The following is a 17,176-nucleotide window of genomic DNA, read 5'->3' as shown; positions in this document are numbered from 1 at the left end:
CACGCTGCTCGCGTGAGTTTTTTTAGGACTCAACTTGTGACAACGCTTGAGCACTGTATTGGCAATACCCCGCTGGTGAAATTGCAGCGCATGACGCAGGGGTTGAAGAGTGAAATCTGGCTGAAACTGGAGGGAAATAATCCTGCGGGTTCAGTAAAGGATCGTGCTGCATTCTCTATGATCCAGCAGGCGGAAAATCGCGGTGATATTACCCCCGGCGACAGGTTGATCGAGGCGACCAGCGGCAATACCGGTATTGCACTGGCGATGATTGCAGCGGTAAAAGGTTATCGGCTGCGCCTGCTGATGCCGGACAACATGAGCTATGAACGCCAGACAGCGATGCGCGCGTATGGGGCGGAACTGGTGTTGGTCAATCGCAAGCTGGGGATGGAAGGGGCACGAGATCGGGCGAAACAGATGGTGCAGGCGGGAGAAGGGAAAACGCTCGATCAGTTCAATAACCCAGATAATTCGCTGGCGCACTTTCTCACAACGGGTCCAGAAATCTGGCAGCAGACGGCGGGCAAGCTGACGCATTTTATCTCCAGTATGGGGACAACAGGCACGATCTCCGGCGTTAGTCGCTACCTGAAGCAGCAGAGTCCGGCAATCTGTACGGTAGGGCTACAGCCTGCGGAAGGGAGCCATATTCCCGGTATTCGCCGGTGGACGCCGGACTATATGCCAGGTATTTTCCGCGCCGATCTGGTCGATCGTATTCTGGATATGACGCAAGTGGATGCTGAAAATACGCTGCGGCAGCTAGCGCGTCAGGAAGGTATTTTTTGCGGTGTCAGCACTGGTGGTGCGGTGGCTGGCGCACTGCGGATTGCGGTGGAAAACCCCGGTAGCGTGATTGTGGCGATCGCCTGCGATCGCGGCGATCGGTATCTGTCCACCGGGGTATTTGATTAACCTACTCGTCATACTTCAAGTTGCATGTGCGTTGGCTGCGTTCACTCACCCGAATCACTTACTTGTGTAAGCTCATCGGGATTTGCTCTCTTGCCGCGTAACAAGGCTTATAAATAAGCCTTGCCCTTGGCGGGCCAACGCTTTGCGTTGTTCAAAACGCTAACGTTTTGTCCTGAAACTCGAATTATTTAGAGTACTTAATGTATGTGCGTTGGCTATTCCCGCTCCAACGCATGAATCGGTTCCATCCGCGCTGCACGACGGGCGGGGAAGAAACCGAAGATAATACCGATCAGGCTGGAACACAGGAACGCGGCAATGATCGATGAACTGGAATAGATCATCGAAAAATTGCTGCTGAGTTGTGCGAATAGCACACCGATAGCCAACGACAGCGCCACGCCCGCAATACCGCCGAATAGACAAACCAGCACGGCTTCGATAAGAAACTGCTGCATGATGTCGCTGGTACGTGCGCCGACCGCCATACGAACGCCGATCTCTCGGGTTCGTTCCGTGACCGATACCAACATGATATTCATCACGCCGATACCACCGACCAGCAGCGAAATCAGGGCGATCATCGAAACCAGTAGCGTGAGCGTGGTAGTGGTTTTCTCGATCATCTGACGAATGCTATCTGTGTTCATGATAAAGAAATCTTTCGTACCGTGCCGCTGCATTAGCAGGTCGGTAATTCTCTGCTCGGCGATGCTCATATCAATATTGTCTTTCACCCGCACGGTGATGCTTTTCAGGTAGGATTGCCCGACCATACGCTTCATCACCGTCGTGTACGGCACCCAGACATTCAGATTTTCATCGCTGCCAAAGCCACCCTGATTCTTGCTGACGACACCGATAATCCGTACGGGTAGCGAGCCCAGCAAAATGACCTGCCCGATGGGATCTTCGCCGTGGGGAAAGAGCTTATTGCGTGTATTTTTGTCAATCACCGCGTCCTGTGTCAGTTCATCGACGCTGCTACGAGGGAAAAGCACCCCACGTTCCAACGTATAACCACGCACGGTGAAGAACTGCTCGCCGACCCCAGACACGCTGGCGGAAACGGCAATGTTGCCGTAGCGCATCGTGACACTGGTGGAGACAGAGGGCGTCACGCTATGTACGTAGGGCTGTAATGTCAGCGGCTGAATATCGCTGGCCCGCAGCGTCTGGATGGCGCTGGCATCCATGTCGCCGAAGTCTTTGCCAGGGAAGATTTCCAGCGTGCTGGTGCCCATCGAGTTGATATCGGCCAATACCTGTTCCTGTGAACCTTTGCCCAACGCGACGACTGAGACGACGGACGCGATCCCGATGATAATACCGAGCATGGTCAGAAAGGTACGCATCCGCTGGGCGTTCATTGCCAGCAGCGCCATTTTAAAGGCGTCAATAAAGCGATCTTTGAACTGATTCAGGGCAGATGTGGTCGGAGAGCTTGCTGCTTCAGGCGATGCTGCTGTGGCTTCTTCGGGGCGCGTCTGCCTATCGGCAATCACTTCGCCATCACGTAGTTCGATGATGCGCTGCGCGTGTTCGGCGATCGTCATATCGTGCGTGACGATCACGACCGTATTACCCTGTCTGTGCAGATCGCGAAGTATGCTCAAAACTTCATTGCCGCTGTGAGTATCCAGCGCCCCGGTCGGCTCATCCGCCAGAATGATGCCGCCAGCATTCATCAGCGCCCGTGCGATACTTACACGCTGCTGTTGGCCGCCTGAAAGCTGGCTGGGCCGATAGTGAAGGCGATTTTCCAATCCTAGTCTGGTCAGCAGGTCTGCCGCCCGTTGACGGCGTGCGAGTCGGCTTTTTCCTGCATAAATCGCGGGGACTTCGACATTTCCCAGAGCGGTCAGATCGCCGAGCAGGTGATAGCGCTGAAAAATAAAGCCGAAATGCTCGCGGCGCAGTTCAGCGAGCTGGTCGTTATCCAGCTCACCAACGGAACGTCCTGCTACCTGATAATCGCCAGCAGATGGTTTGTCCAGGCAGCCGAGAATATTCATCAGCGTGGATTTTCCCGACCCGGATGCGCCGACAATCGCCACCATTTCGCCCTGATTGATGGTTAGATTGATGTCTTTGAGGACGGTAACGTCCTGTTCACCGTTGGAGAAGCGTCGGGTAATGCCGGTCAGTTTAAGTATGGATGTGGACATGCGTTATATCCCCATCGGCGGGCCAGGATGCGTGGACGTCGCATCGCCGGATGACTGGCTAACAACCACCTGTTCACCGACGCTGAGCCCCGAACGGATCTGGGTACGCACGTTATCATTGAGGCCAAGTGTCACCAGACGCGATTCAACCTTCTTGTTCGCGTTCACAACTTGCACATACCACATGCCATTGCGCAGGGTTAACGCTGTGGCTGGGACGACAATGGCATTTTTTACCGAGGACAGCAGAATATTGACCTGCGCCGTCATTGAAATACGCAATACACCATCAGGATTTTGTACATTGAACTGACCGTTATAATAGATTGCGGTACTGGATGATGAACTGGAACTGCTTGTGCTGGATGACGTCGTAGTCGTGTCCGTGTTGATGGAATCGGGGGCGGGCTCAATCGAGCTCAGCGTGGCTTCGTAGCGTTTATTTGGCTCGCCCAGAATGCTGAACCAGACTGGCATGCCGGTTTTTACTTTGACGACGTCGGCTTCTGAGATTTTTACCTTGATTGTCATGGTGTCCAGATTCGCGACTTTGGCGATGGTCGGCGTCGTCTGGATCGCGTTCACCGTTTGGCCTGCTTCAACGGGAATTGCGACGACGGTGCCGTCCATCGGTGAGCGAATTTGGGTGTATCCCAGGTTAACCTTGGCGGTGTTGACGGTGATCTGTGCCTGAATGATTTGGGCATCTAGCGCGTCGATATTGGCTCTGGTTGCGTCGAGCGTCGCTTTCGCACTATCGTAATCGGCTTGTACGCCAACGCCGCGCTTCATCAGCATTTGCTGGCGTTGCCAGCTTAATTCATTATTACGCAATTCCGCCAGTTTGGCGGCTCGCTGAGCCTGAACGTTTTTTAGTGCCGCTTCGCCATTCTTTAAGGTGTCCTGCTGGGTGAGGTCATCAATCTCGGCGATCAATTGTCCTTTTTTCACTTTATCGCCGAGCTCGACGTGCAGCGCTTTAATTTGCCCTGAGGCTTGCGCACCGACGCTGACCTGCTTCTGTGCCTCAATTTTTCCGTCAGCGAGTACCGTCTGTTCGAGATCCGCGATCTCTACGGCGGCAGTGAGCGCATTGGGTGCTGGCGATGGCTTGTTGAAAAATAGATGAATAAGCACGACAGTGATGATAAGACCAATAGCGATCGTCGTACGGCGGCGTGTAAAAAATCGTGATTGCATCAGGGGAAGTCGTCCTTAATGAATGCATCTGTATCCGTCATACTTCAAGTTACCTGTGCGTTGGCTGCGCTTAGTCACCTGAATCACTTACCTGAGTAAGCTCATCGTGCCGCCTGCCTGGAACTCGAATTATTTAGGGTATCAACGGGAGTAAATAACGCAGGTGAGTAATTTACCCCGAGTTTGTAAAGGTATCGGTAATCTTTGCTGAAAGAAATGGTAAGGATTAAGTAAATCTGGCTGCGAATATTAACGCCAGGCCTGAGAATACATTATCTATACTCGTCATACTTCAAGTTGCATGTGCGTTGGCTGCGTTCACTCACCCGAATCACTTACTTGGGTAAGCTCATCGGGACTCCTTCTCTTGCCGCCTGCCTGAAACTCGAATTATTTAGAGTATATACTCGTCATACTTCAAGCTATCTGTGCGTTTTCCTTCCCACAGCTCGAATTGTTTAGGGTATACCCGATTAATGAGGACTGGATATGAATATTTTACTGGTTGATGACGACGTAGAGCTGGGCGATATGCTCTGTGAGTATCTGAATGCGGAAGGGTTTTCGACATCACGCGTGCTAACGGGCAAAGAAGGTGTTGATGGCGCGATATCGGGTGACTACACCGCGATGATCTTGGATGTCATGTTGCCGGATATGAGTGGCATTGATGTGCTGCGCCAGATCAGAAAAACCCAGCAGTTGCCCGTTATTATGCTGACGGCGAGAGGCGATAACATCGACAGAGTTATTGGTCTGGAAATGGGCGCGGATGACTATATGCCTAAACCTTGCTACCCGCGTGAACTGGTGGCAAGGCTGCGTGCGGTGTTACGTCGCTATGACGATCAGCCGAGTACAAAGCGAGACGAAAGTGTGGCTGCCAGTGGCGATCTGGTATTGAACCCCGCAACGCGCATCAGCGAATGGCGTGGGAAGCCGTTTGATCTGACCGCATCTGAGTTCAATTTGCTGGAGTTGCTGCTGCGTTCCCCAGAGCGGGTGGTGTCAAAAGATGAGCTGTCTGAAAAATGTCTGGGGCGTCGTCGTGAGGCCTATGACCGCAGTGTGGACGTACACATCAGCAATATTCGTCAGAAGCTCGGGTCATTGGCGGGCAACACCATGACAATTGAAACCGTGCGCAGTGTAGGATATCGGATTCGCTGATGATGATGCGTGGAAGGCTTTTCTGGAAGATATTACTGGGGTTCTGGCTGACGTTTCTCGTCATGTCTCAACTGCTATGGCTGGCTTTTTCCCTGAACGGCGAACGGCATAAACCGCTGGAAGAAATCGTGGTTTCACGCATTGCGACGATGCAAACCGAGATAGTGGCTGCGGCGCTACAACATGGTGGCTTGAGGGAACTCAACGATGTGATGTCGCTGCTACCGCAGAAAGAGCAGCAATACATTTCCATCACGGAATCACCCTTGCCGCTGTCGGAACAGGAGTTAGTCTCCTCCCCGCAGAACGCTTTGCTCGATGACGCTTTTGCGCCGGAAAAACGTGGCGCACAGCATGCCACTTATATTATCAAGCAAGTCAGCGGTCCCGCGGGAAAGTGGTATCAGATACGCTATGACGCCGAGCTGCTACGCAGCGAATTTCGTCCTCCTCGTCCCGTCGAATTTCTCAATGTGCCTGCGCCGTTTGTGATCATTGCGGGCTTTGGTGGCCTGCTGTTCAGCTCAGTGCTGGCATGGAGTCTGGCTCGCCCGTTGAACCAGATTCGCGCCAGTTTTGATCAAGTGGCGCAGGGCGATCTGAATGTGCGCCTGTTGCCGATAATGCGTAAACGTCACGATGAAATCAGCGATGTGGCGCGTGATTTCGATTCTATGGTCGAACGGCTGGACAGTCTGGCCAGCGCGCGTGAACAACTGCTTCATGATGTTTCGCACGAGCTGCGCTCTCCACTGGCGCGTTTGCAGCTTGCCATCGGACTGGTGAGGCAGAATCCAGACAATCTAGAAAATTCCTTGCAGCGCATCGAGCGTGAAGCTTTGCTGATGGATAAGATGATTGGCGAGCTACTGACACTATCGCGTACGGAGAATTCCGGTATTGAGGAAGCCTATTTCGATTTACTGGGGCTGGTGACGGCTGTGGTAAACGATACGCGTTATGAAGCTCAGGTCACGGGTGTTCAAATCCTGCTTGCGGCCGATGAAGACGATGATTACACGATCAAAGGCAATGCGGAGCTGATGCGCAGAGCGGTTGATAATGTAATGCGCAATGCGCTACGTTTTTCTGCGCCGGCACAGCAGGTTGCGGTGTCGTTAATCGGCAATGAACAGGAGTGGACGATTCAGGTTGCCGATCAGGGGCCTGGTGTGGAGAAAAGTAAACTCTCCAGTATTTTCGATCCTTTCATTCGTGTTGATTCGCCGCTGTCCGGAAAGGGTTATGGACTAGGGTTGGCGATTGCTCGCAAAGTTGTGTTGGCGCACGGTGGGCATATTGAGGCAGATAATGGTGAGCAGTGCGGGTTGGTGATTCGCTTGTGCGTGCCGCGCTGGAAAGCCTAAAACGAAAACGGCACCATCCGGGTGCCGTTTCGTGCAAACGTAGTAAACCATCCGTAGAGTGGCGGTTTACTTTTTGATACGGATAACCGGTGTTTCACCGACAACAACCGTACCACTCAGTTTGGTCAATTCCTTGATTTCATCCATGTTGGAAATAACCACTGGTGTCAGAGTAGACTTCGCTTTTTCTTCCAGCAGAGCCAGGTCAAACTCGATAACGAGATCGCCTTTCTTCACGCGCTGACCTTCTTCGGCGATGCGTTTGAAGCCTTCACCTTTCAATTCAACGGTATCAATACCAAAGTGCACAAACAGCTCAATACCGCTGTCAGACTCAATGGAAAACGCATGGTTGGTTTCAAAAATTTTACCGATGGTGCCGTCTACCGGTGCGACAATCTTGTTGCCAGTTGGTTTGATGGCAATGCCGTCGCCGACGATTTTCTCTGCAAATACGACATCAGGAACATCTTCAATATTGACGATTTCACCAGACAGCGGGGCAATGATTTCGATGCTGCCTGTGTCTTTTTTATCGTCAGAAACCAGAGATTTCAATTTATCGAACAAACCCATGATTCTCTCCTAAGCATTAATATTGGGCCAGCGTATACCCTAATCTTTCAAGTCGGTGTGGCATTGGTTTTCTTCGCTACCCCGACGGCGACTGTACCGCCTGTCGGGGGTGCTGATTGCCACCTTGAAATCTATTAGGTAAAGCAGAATCAGCAGAGCGTTTTTTCTTTAATAAAGCGGCTCACCAGATTGCTTAACTCTTGTGCTGTCGGTTGGGCTAGTGCTTGCTCCGCCAGCGCCTTCGCATCTTCGTAATTCGCATTACGGATGATTTTCTTGATGCTCGGGATAGAGATCGCACTCATACTGAATTCGTCCAGACCCATTCCCAATAACAGTAGTGTAGCACGTTCGTCACCGGCGAGCTCACCACACATCCCTGTCCACTTGCCTTCGGCGTGAGACGCATCGATCACCTGCTTAATCAGGGTCAGGACAGCTGGGGACATCGGATTATAGAGATGAGAAATCAGCTCATTACCGCGATCAACTGCCAGAGTATACTGGGTTAAGTCATTTGTCCCAATACTAAAGAAGTCGACTTCTTTGGCTAAATGTGGCGCGATAGCGGCGGCGGCAGGTGTTTCAACCATTACGCCAACTTCAATGCTTTCGTCGAAGGCTTTACCTTCTTCTCTCAGCTGCGCTTTCAGCATCTCCAACTCGGCTTTCAGCTCACGCACTTCTTCCACGGAGATGATCATCGGGAACATGATACGCAGTTTGCCAAAACTAGATGCGCGCAGAATGGCACGCAGCTGAGCGTGCAGGATTTCTTTACGATCCAGACAGATACGGATAGCTCGCCAGCCAAGGAACGGGTTCTCTTCCTTCGGCAGGTTCATGTAAGGCAGATCTTTGTCGCCACCGATATCCATGGTACGGACGATCACGGCCTGAGCGCCAACGGCTTCGGCAACCGCTTTATACGCCTGGAATTGCTCTTCTTCAGTCGGCAGTGAGTCACGATCCATGAACAGGAATTCGGTACGATACAGGCCGACACCTTCTGCACCGTTACGCTCTGCACCTGCGACATCACGCACGGTACCGATGTTGGCGCAGACTTCAACCTGATGACCGTCCAGCGTGATGGCTGGCAGATCTTTCAGCTTGGCCAGCTCATACTTTTCAGCGTGGTATTGCTGCTGAACGGCTTTTAATTCTTCGATTTTATCCGCAGTCGGATTTTGATAGATCTGGTTGTTTACCGCATCCAGAATCAGATAGTCGCCATTTTTGACCTGTTGGGTCACGTTGGTTGTGCCAACGATCGCAGGCAGTTCCAGAGAACGGGCCATAATGGAAGTGTGAGACGTGCGACCACCGAGATCGGTAATGAAGCCCAACACTTTATCCAGATTCAGCTGTGCGGTTTCTGACGGTGTCAGATCCGTTGCGACCAGAATGACTTCATCCTGAATATCGCCCAGATCGACGATGGTCATATTGAGAATGTTGCGTAGCAAACGCTTCCCGATATCCCGCATATCCGCAGCGCGTTCTTTCAGATATTCATCATCAAGCTCTTCCAGTGCTTTAGCCTGGTTTTCGATGACGGAAAACGCAGCGGCGTCGGCGGAAGCATGTTCATCTTTAATCAGGGCTATGATTTCCTGCTCGAACTCTTCATCTTCAAGCAGCATGATGTGCCCTTCGAAGATGGCTTCTTTCTCTGCGCCCAGCGTCTGGCCCGCTTTCTTCTTGATAGCTTCCAACTGTGCGGATGCTTTGGAACGGCCAGTCAGAAAACGTTCAATTTCCTGCTCCACCTGATCCGCAGAGATTTTTTTCCGGTTGATGAGAATTTCATCTTCTTTCAGTAACAGTGCCTTACCAAAAGCAATACCCGGTGATACTAATATGCCTGAAATCATAACCCTACCTTACTCGATTCTGGTGTTCACTAAAAAACTCGTCGGTTACTCGAGCTCAGCCATCAGCTTGACCAGGTGTTCAACCGCTTTTTGTTCGTCTTCGCCTTCCGCAGCGATAGTAACCACAGTTCCTTGTGTTAAGCCGAGTGTTTGTAATTTGAACAGGCTCTTGGCGCTAGCGCTCTTGCCGTTGGACGTCACAGTGATTTCTGAAGTGAAGCCTTTGGCTTCTTTGACGAACTGAGCAGCGGGACGAGTGTGCAGGCCATTCGGTGCGGTGATAGTCACTTCTTGCTGGAACATGCTTTTTTCCCCAACTTATGGATTAGATTAATGTTGTGGAACTAAAGTTTAGTTTATTCACTGAACTTTAGCCTGTTTGGTTAGCTCCTGATTTATGTTACAGGGGCAGGCCACGATGCGACAAGAAAACCGTCAAACGTATTTCCTGAATAAAATACCATCAAACACCGCAGATTCCGCCACCCATTATCTTAACCTCAGTCGCAAAACGGCGATGTGGGCTATCGTGCGCAGGGAACAAAGCGTTGTGCGCAGGACAAAAACAATGTGATGAGGTGTGGCATTTGTCGGATATTAATTTCACGCATCAAAATAATTGTTCGGTTAAATACTAAACCTGATGCAGAAAAGCAATCTGTATGTGGTGGAAAGTTTGACGTGTGCCACAAAAAAGCACCTAAATAGGTGCTTTTTTAACACATTGGTCACTTATTGTTCGAGGATGGCCTGTTGGCTATTGTTGCAGTTCCTGCTCGGTGAACAGGTCGGCAAAGAGTGCAGTACTGAGGTAACGTTCGCCAGAAGAAGGCAGGATAACGACGATAGTTTTACCGTCGAACTCTTTTTCTTTGAGCAAATTCAGCGCTGCTGCAACGGCGGCACCGGAAGAAATACCAGCCAGAATACCTTCTTCTTCCATCAAGCGGCGTGCGGTGCTGATCGCTTCTTCGTTCGTGATTTTCTCTACGCGGTCAATCAGTTTCAGATCCAGGTTACCGGGAATGAAGCCTGCGCCGATGCCCTGAATTTTGTGCGGACCTGGTTTCAGCTCTTCGCCTGCCAGCGCTTGAGAGATTACTGGTGAATCGGTAGGTTCAACCGCCACACTGATGATGGCTTTGCCTTTGGTGTTCTTGAGATAGCGGCTCACGCCAGTCAGCGTACCGCCAGTACCGACGCCAGAAATGAAGACATCAACCTGACCGTCAGTATCTTCCCAGATTTCAGGGCCAGTGGTTTTTTCGTGAATCTCTGGGTTAGCTGGGTTGCTAAACTGCTGCAACAGCAGGTAACGGCTCGGATCGCTAGCGACAATCTCTTCTGCTTTGGCGATAGCACCTTTCATGCCTTTTGCGCCTTCGGTCAGCACCAGGTTAGCACCCAGCGCTTTCAGCAGCTTACGACGTTCGATGCTCATGGTTTCTGGCATGGTGAGCGTGAGCTTGTAACCGCGAGCCGCCGCGACGTAGGCCAGGGCAATCCCTGTGTTTCCGCTGGTAGGTTCAACCAGTTCGATGCCCGGTTTGAGAACGCCACGCTTTTCTGCATCCCAAATCAGGTTGGAACCGATACGACATTTTACGCTGAAGCTGGGGTTGCGGGATTCCACTTTAGCCAGAATGCGTCCGTTGCCGATACGGTTCAGGCGAACCAGCGGCGTATGGCCGATTGTGAAAGAATTGTCTTCGTAGATCTTGCTCATAGCCTGTCCTTATAACTGTATGAAATTTTTGCGAACGTAGAGAGAATACCCGTTCACACTTTTCAGTGAAGTAAAGAATTGCTATATCGTTATGTTCTTAAGAAATATCTTTTCATAACAACAGAAAACACTGGCCGTTATGAGCCAGCGCGCCTGGTCTTTTTATGGCACTTTTTTCGGCAACGTTGCTGACAGATTCCGATAACGATCTACCCATAGCTGTGTTGCGCCACATACTGCGACGGGCATGATGACCAGATTCAAGAAAGGTACCAGCGTAAACAGGCTGACTAATGCGCCAAACTGCATATTGGCGACTTTGTGGCGGCGTAATGCCTGCCGCATCGTTGAAAAGCCTACTTTGTGGTTATCAAAAGGGTAATCACAGTACTGAATCGCCAACATCCACGCGCTGAACAGGAACCACAGAACCGGAGCGACAGTTTGTCCAATGCCGGGGATGAAATAGAGTAGCAATAGCACAATGGCGCGTGGCAAGTAGTATGCCAGCTTTTGAACCTCACGTTTCATGATGCGAGGGACGTCTTTGGCGATACCCAGTATGCCGCTATCCGGCAGCGTTTGGCCGGTTAATTTTGCTTCTAGCTGCTCCGCCAGCAAGCCGTTAAACGGAGCGGCAATAAAATTGGCGATAGTGCTAAATAGGTAGCTGAATACCAGCAGAATGGAGAGTACGGCGAGTGGCCAAATGAGGTAGCTGAGCCATTGAAGCCAGCTTGGGATGTGGCCCATGATCTGGGGAATCCAATCATTCAGCTTGGTGAAAAGCCACCAAAAAGCGCCGCCCATCAGCACGATATTCATGAGTAAAGGAAGAATAACGAAACGCCGGATGCCCGGCAGTGAGATCAGGCGCCATCCGGCAAGAAAATAGTGTATGCCGCTGCGAGCCTGTTCTGCGCTGCCATAAGACGGTTTTTCGAAAGACGATGGTTTTTCTGGAAACATGGTGCCGATATACTCAGTCATTTGTTTGTCAGGGCATCATATCGGGATGATCTTATGCTGACTAGCCCACATTTGGATGAAAAAACAGCAAAAAAGTGCGTTGTATCTATCTTTATTGTCATAAAGTACCGTGCAGGCTTGCACTTGTGTACTCAGGCAAATAGAGTTAGTAGTATAAGTATTTGCCGTGGTGGCAATGTATTGTTAGAACAATTGGGATAGCAATGATGCAGGACTTGCGTCTGATATTAATCGTTGTTGGCGCGATCGCTATAATAGCGCTTTTACTTCACGGCTTGTGGACCAGCCGTAAAGAGCGCTCGTCCCTTTTTCGTGACCGCCCGGTTAAACGTGCAAAGAAAATGCGTGATGAAACGCCGCTTGACGATCTGGATGAAGGCGTTGGCGAAGTTCGCGTGAAAGGCGCTCGGCCACAGCAGAATGAGCCTTCATTTGGCAGCGCTTCGCTTGATAACTCGTCATTCGATAACGCTTCATTTGATAACTACGGTAGTGCGCGTGAAGACGCTCGTTCAGAGGCAAAATCGCCGTTCGAGCACATGTCTCCTATTTCTTCTTACGATCCGTTACTGGATGAAGCTACCCCAGTGGATTCTCCGCGTTCTCAGGTGCGCGGTGATGCCAAACCGCAGGTTGTTGACCCCAGAGAAACGTCTATTTCTGAGCCGAACATTAACGCTTCTCGTGAACCGTCTGCGTATGACGCCACGCCGTCGCAGCCTGTTGCGCATTCGCTGCATGAACGTTCGTTGCATGAAAAAGTTCAGTCAGCACCCGTACAGCCTCAGCAACCCGCTGTACCTGTTGAACCCGTAGCGGCAAAAGAAGCGGTTCTGGTACTGCACGTGGTGGCGCATCAGGGCGGTGTCATCGGCGGTGAATTGCTGCTGCAAAGCCTGCTTCAGGCCGGTTTCCAGTTTGGCGAAATGAATATTTTCCATCGCCATGTGAATCCAGCTGGCGCAGGGCCGGTGTTGTTTAGCCTGGCCAATATGGTTAAACCTGGCTCGTTCAATGTGGACGCGATGGCAGAATTCTCGACGCCTGGCGTGTCCATTTTCATGATGGTGCCGTCTTATGGTGACGCCAGTCAGAACTTTAAACTAATGCTCCAGTCTGCGCAGCGTATAGCTGACGATGTTGGCGGCGTGGTGCAGGATGATGAGCGTCGTATGATGACGCCGCAGAAGGTCGAATCCTACAAAGCCCGCATTCGCGATGTGCTGAAAGCTAACGCCTGATAGCACAATCTATCTATGCGAAAGCATAAAGGCGTATGTGAAAGCAGAAAGTTTGTGAATGTAGTGGGTGAGAGAAGCCTCCGTTAATGGAGGCTTTTTTTATTCTTCGAGCCTACCGTGATTCTTCGAACCGACATTGATATAGAAAGGCAGGAAAAGGTGAAACGTTGTGAGTGAAGCAAAAGGATTAAAACAAGAACTTGGCCTGATTCAAGGCGTTGGGCTGCTTTCTACTTCGCTGTTGGGCACCGGGGTGTTTGCGGTTCCTGCATTGGTCGCACAGCTGGCACAGCAAGACAGCCTGTGGGCGTGGCCGATATTGATCCTGCTTGTTTTTCCTATTGCCATTGGCTTTGCTGCGTTGGGGCAGCATTTTCCTAATGCGGGCGGCGCTGCTCACTTTGTTAACCTGGCCTTTGGACCGCGCATGGCGCGTGTGACTGGCTGGTTATTCCTTTCCGTTATTCCTCTTGGCTTGCCTGCTGCTTTGCAGATCGCCGCGGGGTTCTGGCAGGCGGCATTTGGCTGGAGCGATCTGGGGCTGCTCTGCGTACAACTGCTGACGCTAGGTGGCATCTGGCTTCTTGGTCTGCGCAGTGCAGGATCCAGCGCCAATATTCAGATCGTCATTGCGATGTTGGTTGTAGGATTGGTTGCCGCAATCTGGTGGCAGGGCGATATCACGCCCGCGCATATCCCCTGGCCGTCGGTGAGTGAACTGTCATGGCTTAACACCTTCGGCGCGCTGGCTGTCATGTTCTGGTGTTTCGTTGGCCTTGAAGCGTTTGCTCACATGGCGACGGAATTTCGGGTACCGGAGCGGGATTTTCCACGGGCTTTACTCATCGGCATGCTGGTTGCTGGCGCGGTTTATTGGGGATGCACGGTAGCGGTATTGCATTTTAAAGCTTACGGTGAGGGAATGGCCGCAACGGCGTCATTGCCGGGGATCGTCGTGCAGCTGTTTGGCCAGCACGCTTTGTGGATTGCCTGCTTTGTTGGATATCTGGCCTGTTTTGCCAGCGTGAATATCTACACGCAGGGTTTCGCCCGTTTAGTCTGGTCGCAGGCACCGAAAGGCAGTGCGTTGGCTAAGTTGTCTGTAGGGCAGACTCCGGTTAATGCACTGTCGATGGTTGTTGCCTGCTGTTTGGTGTGCTGCCTGTTGATTTACTGGCTCAGGCTACCGTTGGACATGCTGATTGTGTACGCGAACGGCATCTTTGTGCTGATTTATTTGCTGTGTATGCTGGCAGGGTGGCGTTTGCTGAAAGGGCGCGCCAGAGTGATGGCGGCAATTGGGGGCATGCTCTGCTGTGCGCTATTGCTGATGATCGGCTGGAAATCTCTGTACGCATTAATCATGCTGGCTGTGCTATGGCTGTTCCTGCCGCGTAGGTCGGTTGAACTGGTTTCCCACTGATCGGACGATCGCCGCTGTTGCGGTGTAGAGAATCGAGCAACGCCCTGAGTAGGGCGTTGCATCGCGATGATGATTAGTCGTTTTCCGGTGCTACGGCTGGTTTTTCTTCCACAGACAGTTTCGCTTCCAGCTCGGTCAGGCGCTGTTCCAGACGCGCAATCTTCTCGCGCGTGCGGAGCAAAACCTGCGTCTGAATATCGAACTCTTCACGGTTTACCAAATCCAGTCGGGTCAGCTGTGCTTGCAAGACCTGACGAATCTTTTTCTCCACATCATCACCCAATTCCCGGATACCTTTTGGCATAGATTCATGCACTTGACGGGCGATTTGCTCAATCTTCTTTGGGTCAATCATGTCGCTTTCCTGATTAGGTTATGTAAGTAAATACTATAGCAAGAGCAAGTGTAATGCCTATAAACGAAATCCGACATCTGCTTTGCACATATTCAGCATAATTTTACTGTAATCCAGCATTCGTTTTGCCCTATTTCCTGTGGCGGATCAATTGCCCTGTCGAGGTATTAGCGTTATAGTAAACGCGCTTATTCTCAGGGCGGGGTGTAATTCCCCACCGGCGGTAAACCAGTGAACGTATGAACGAATAAGGTTCTGCGCACTGGAAGCCCGCGAGCGCTCACGCTGTGTTTTCCGGTATTTATTGTCGGTTTCCGCAACGTGAGGTCAGCAGACCCGGTGTAATTCCGGGGCCGACGGTTAAAGTCCGGATGGGAGAGAGTAACGGTATCTGTCGGGTTATGTGCCCGCTCGCGTTATTTTGTTAACCATTGCTATGCAACCAGTAGTGTGGTTACTCCTCAAGCTCGCCCTGATTCTGGTAATCCATAATAACATTGAGGTTTTTTACCATGAATCAGACATTACTTTCTGAATTTGGCAATCCTACCGAACGCGTAGAACGCGCACTTGATGCATTGCGTCATGGCCGCGGCGTGCTGGTACTGGATGATGAAGATCGTGAAAACGAAGGTGACATGATCTTTTCCGCTGAAAATATGACCGTTGAACAAATGGCGCTGACGATTCGTCACGGCAGTGGCATTGTGTGCCTGTGCCTGACCGAAGAGCGTCGCCAGCAACTGGAATTGCCGATGATGGTGGAGAAGAACTCCAGCCATTATCAAACGGCGTTCACGGTGACGATCGAAGCCGCTGAAGGCGTGACGACAGGTGTTTCTGCATCAGACCGCTTGACCACCATTCGTGCTGCGATTGCGGATAATGCCAAGCCGAGCGATCTGAATCGTCCAGGCCATGTATTCCCGTTGCGCGCCCAGGCTGGTGGTGTATTAACACGCGGTGGTCACACTGAAGCGACGGTGGATCTGATGACGCTGGCGGGCTTGAAGCCGTCTGGTGTTCTGTGTGAATTGACGAACGATGATGGCTCAATGGCGCACGCGCCGGAAGTGATCGTGTTTGCCAGACAGCATGATATGCCGGTGCTGACGATTGAAGATTTGGTGGCTTACCGCGTTGCGGCAGAGCGCAAAGCCAGCTGATATCACACAGATAGAGAATGAAAAGGGCCGATTAATCGGCCCTTTTCTATTTTACCGCTTAGGATTTTTAACGGTTGATCCCTATTTAGGATTTTCTTGCCAGCAGCGTAGCGAAACGCAGCTTGATGCGATTACCCTGTGCATCCGTTTTGTGTAATTCACCCATGTCCTCGTTATATTTGAGGATCTCCCAATCGGCATAATAGTTTTTCAGTTCGTCTTCTTTAAAGGTAAACGAGAAGGGCATTGGGCACGGGCAATCTTCCGTCGACATTGCCGCGATAATCAGGTTGTAGCCACCGTTCACGGTGCTGCCCTGCATATTGCTGATGATATGTGGAATACGGTCACGTTCCAGAAACATCAGTACGACGGTTGAGAGGATGAAATCGTATTGCTCTTTGATTTCCGCCAGATTGATGTTGTAAACGCCCGCCCGGATGTTTTCCAGCGCTTCGCTTTTGATGATGTTATTGAGCGAATCAATACTTTGCTCGTGTTTATCACAAGCAGTCACGTCAAACCCGCGCAGGTTCAGATACAGCGAGTTGCGCCCGCCGCCGCAGCCCAAATCCAGTGCTTTACCCGGTTTAATGTGCTGCACTGCGTTGATCACTTCGGAGTGGGTTCGCGTCAGACCGTATTTTTTATGGTAGAAATCTTCCGCCGAACAGAAAAAGCTAAGCTGACATTCCAGGTCGTCAGAGAATGAGACGATACGGTGCCATGCCTGTGGTTCCACAAACGGCGGCTGGTTCTGTTCGGAGAAATGGAACGTCTCCAGCGTATCGCCACCCTCGGTCAGCATGGAAAAGGTCATTTCCCCTTTCAACACGGTCAGTTTTGCCCAGGAGCCTTCTTGTGTGTTGTGCTTTTCCTGAAACGCGGCAGGCAGCGTCTGGCTGTTCCACTGTGGCATCTTCTTATAACAAATGAGATCTTGCATCGTTACCTCGGTCTGTAAATTCTACACTCTATGGCCGTATTCTATTAATCCGC

The 17,176-nt window shown here is 51.3% G+C and carries 15 protein-coding genes and 1 riboswitch; of the genes, 6 read left to right on the top strand and 9 right to left on the bottom strand.

The features are described 5' to 3' along the window. Positions 1-36: 36 nt before the first annotated feature. Positions 37-918 carry a cysteine synthase CysM gene (gene cysM, locus CLR69_RS11765; protein WP_129712719.1) on the top strand — a complete coding sequence of 294 codons (882 nt, stop codon included), beginning with the start codon at positions 37-39 and terminating at the stop codon, positions 916-918. A 215-nt stretch (positions 919-1,133) separates the two neighbouring features. On the opposite strand, the gene CLR69_RS11760 is transcribed toward cysM, so the two are convergent. Together CLR69_RS11760 and CLR69_RS11755 are read right to left on the bottom strand one after the other, a co-directional pair. Further along, positions 1,134-3,086, bottom strand: coding sequence for a MacB family efflux pump subunit (locus CLR69_RS11760; RefSeq protein WP_129712718.1), 1,953 nt, complete (start codon positions 3,084-3,086; stop codon positions 1,134-1,136). A gap of 3 nt (positions 3,087-3,089) precedes the next feature. Continuing rightward, positions 3,090-4,286, bottom strand: coding sequence for an efflux RND transporter periplasmic adaptor subunit (locus CLR69_RS11755; RefSeq protein ID WP_129712717.1), 1,197 nt, complete (start codon positions 4,284-4,286; stop codon positions 3,090-3,092). Positions 4,287-4,775: 489 nt separating this feature from the next. Between CLR69_RS11755 and CLR69_RS11750 the strand changes: the two genes are divergently transcribed. Together CLR69_RS11750 and CLR69_RS11745 are read left to right on the top strand one after the other, a co-directional pair. Continuing rightward, positions 4,776-5,456, top strand: a complete 681-nt coding sequence (locus CLR69_RS11750; protein WP_129702985.1) for a response regulator transcription factor — start codon at positions 4,776-4,778, stop codon at positions 5,454-5,456. Continuing rightward, entirely contained in the window at positions 5,456-6,823 is a 1,368-nt protein-coding gene (locus CLR69_RS11745) for an ATP-binding protein (protein WP_129712716.1), read from the top strand. The genes CLR69_RS11750 and CLR69_RS11745 overlap by 1 nt, the downstream gene beginning before the upstream one ends. Before the next feature lie 66 nt (positions 6,824-6,889). On the opposite strand, the gene crr is transcribed toward CLR69_RS11745, so the two are convergent. From crr to cysZ, 5 genes are all read right to left on the bottom strand, one after another. After that, positions 6,890-7,399 (bottom strand): PTS glucose transporter subunit IIA, encoded by a 510-nt coding sequence (crr, locus tag CLR69_RS11740; RefSeq protein ID WP_010284368.1) that lies wholly within the window; start codon positions 7,397-7,399, stop codon positions 6,890-6,892. Between the two features lie 149 nt (positions 7,400-7,548). Next, positions 7,549-9,276 carry a phosphoenolpyruvate-protein phosphotransferase PtsI gene (gene ptsI, locus CLR69_RS11735; RefSeq protein WP_129702987.1) on the bottom strand — a complete coding sequence of 576 codons (1,728 nt, stop codon included), beginning with the start codon at positions 9,274-9,276 and terminating at the stop codon, positions 7,549-7,551. Positions 9,277-9,321: 45 nt separating this feature from the next. After that, positions 9,322-9,579, bottom strand: a complete 258-nt coding sequence (gene ptsH, locus CLR69_RS11730; protein ID WP_005971891.1) for a phosphocarrier protein Hpr — start codon at positions 9,577-9,579, stop codon at positions 9,322-9,324. 454 nt (positions 9,580-10,033) lie between these two features. After that, positions 10,034-11,002, bottom strand: coding sequence for a cysteine synthase A (gene cysK / locus CLR69_RS11725; RefSeq protein ID WP_039303712.1), 969 nt, complete (start codon positions 11,000-11,002; stop codon positions 10,034-10,036). Between the two features lie 162 nt (positions 11,003-11,164). Continuing rightward, the gene (gene cysZ, locus CLR69_RS11720; RefSeq protein WP_129712715.1) at positions 11,165-11,992 is read right to left on the bottom strand and encodes a sulfate transporter CysZ; all 828 of its coding nucleotides are present in this window, start codon (positions 11,990-11,992) and stop codon (positions 11,165-11,167) included. Positions 11,993-12,195: 203 nt separating this feature from the next. On the opposite strand from cysZ, the gene zipA reads away from it, so the two are divergent. Together zipA and yjeH are read left to right on the top strand one after the other, a co-directional pair. Further along, positions 12,196-13,233 carry a cell division protein ZipA gene (gene zipA / locus CLR69_RS11715; protein WP_197730552.1) on the top strand — a complete coding sequence of 346 codons (1,038 nt, stop codon included), beginning with the start codon at positions 12,196-12,198 and terminating at the stop codon, positions 13,231-13,233. A gap of 169 nt (positions 13,234-13,402) precedes the next feature. After that, positions 13,403-14,656, top strand: a complete 1,254-nt coding sequence (gene yjeH, locus CLR69_RS11710) for an L-methionine/branched-chain amino acid transporter (RefSeq protein WP_129712714.1) — start codon at positions 13,403-13,405, stop codon at positions 14,654-14,656. A gap of 73 nt (positions 14,657-14,729) precedes the next feature. Here the strand turns inward: yjeH and ubiK are convergent, their stop codons facing one another. After that, positions 14,730-15,011, bottom strand: a complete 282-nt coding sequence (ubiK, locus tag CLR69_RS11705; RefSeq protein ID WP_129712713.1) for a ubiquinone biosynthesis accessory factor UbiK — start codon at positions 15,009-15,011, stop codon at positions 14,730-14,732. Between the two features lie 186 nt (positions 15,012-15,197). Continuing rightward, positions 15,198-15,398: riboswitch (FMN riboswitch) on the top strand. Positions 15,399-15,523: 125 nt separating this feature from the next. On the opposite strand from ubiK, the gene ribB reads away from it, so the two are divergent. Then, positions 15,524-16,177 carry a 3,4-dihydroxy-2-butanone-4-phosphate synthase gene (gene ribB, locus CLR69_RS11700; protein ID WP_129702991.1) on the top strand — a complete coding sequence of 218 codons (654 nt, stop codon included), beginning with the start codon at positions 15,524-15,526 and terminating at the stop codon, positions 16,175-16,177. Between the two features lie 85 nt (positions 16,178-16,262). On the opposite strand, the gene tehB is transcribed toward ribB, so the two are convergent. Continuing rightward, positions 16,263-17,123, bottom strand: coding sequence for an SAM-dependent methyltransferase TehB (tehB, locus tag CLR69_RS11695; protein WP_129702992.1), 861 nt, complete (start codon positions 17,121-17,123; stop codon positions 16,263-16,265). Positions 17,124-17,176 lie beyond the last annotated feature (53 nt).

It is taken from the genome of Pectobacterium zantedeschiae, assembly GCF_004137795.1.
GTDB lineage: Bacteria > Pseudomonadota > Gammaproteobacteria > Enterobacterales > Enterobacteriaceae > Pectobacterium > Pectobacterium zantedeschiae.
This window is presented reverse-complemented; position numbering and strand designations above follow the sequence as displayed.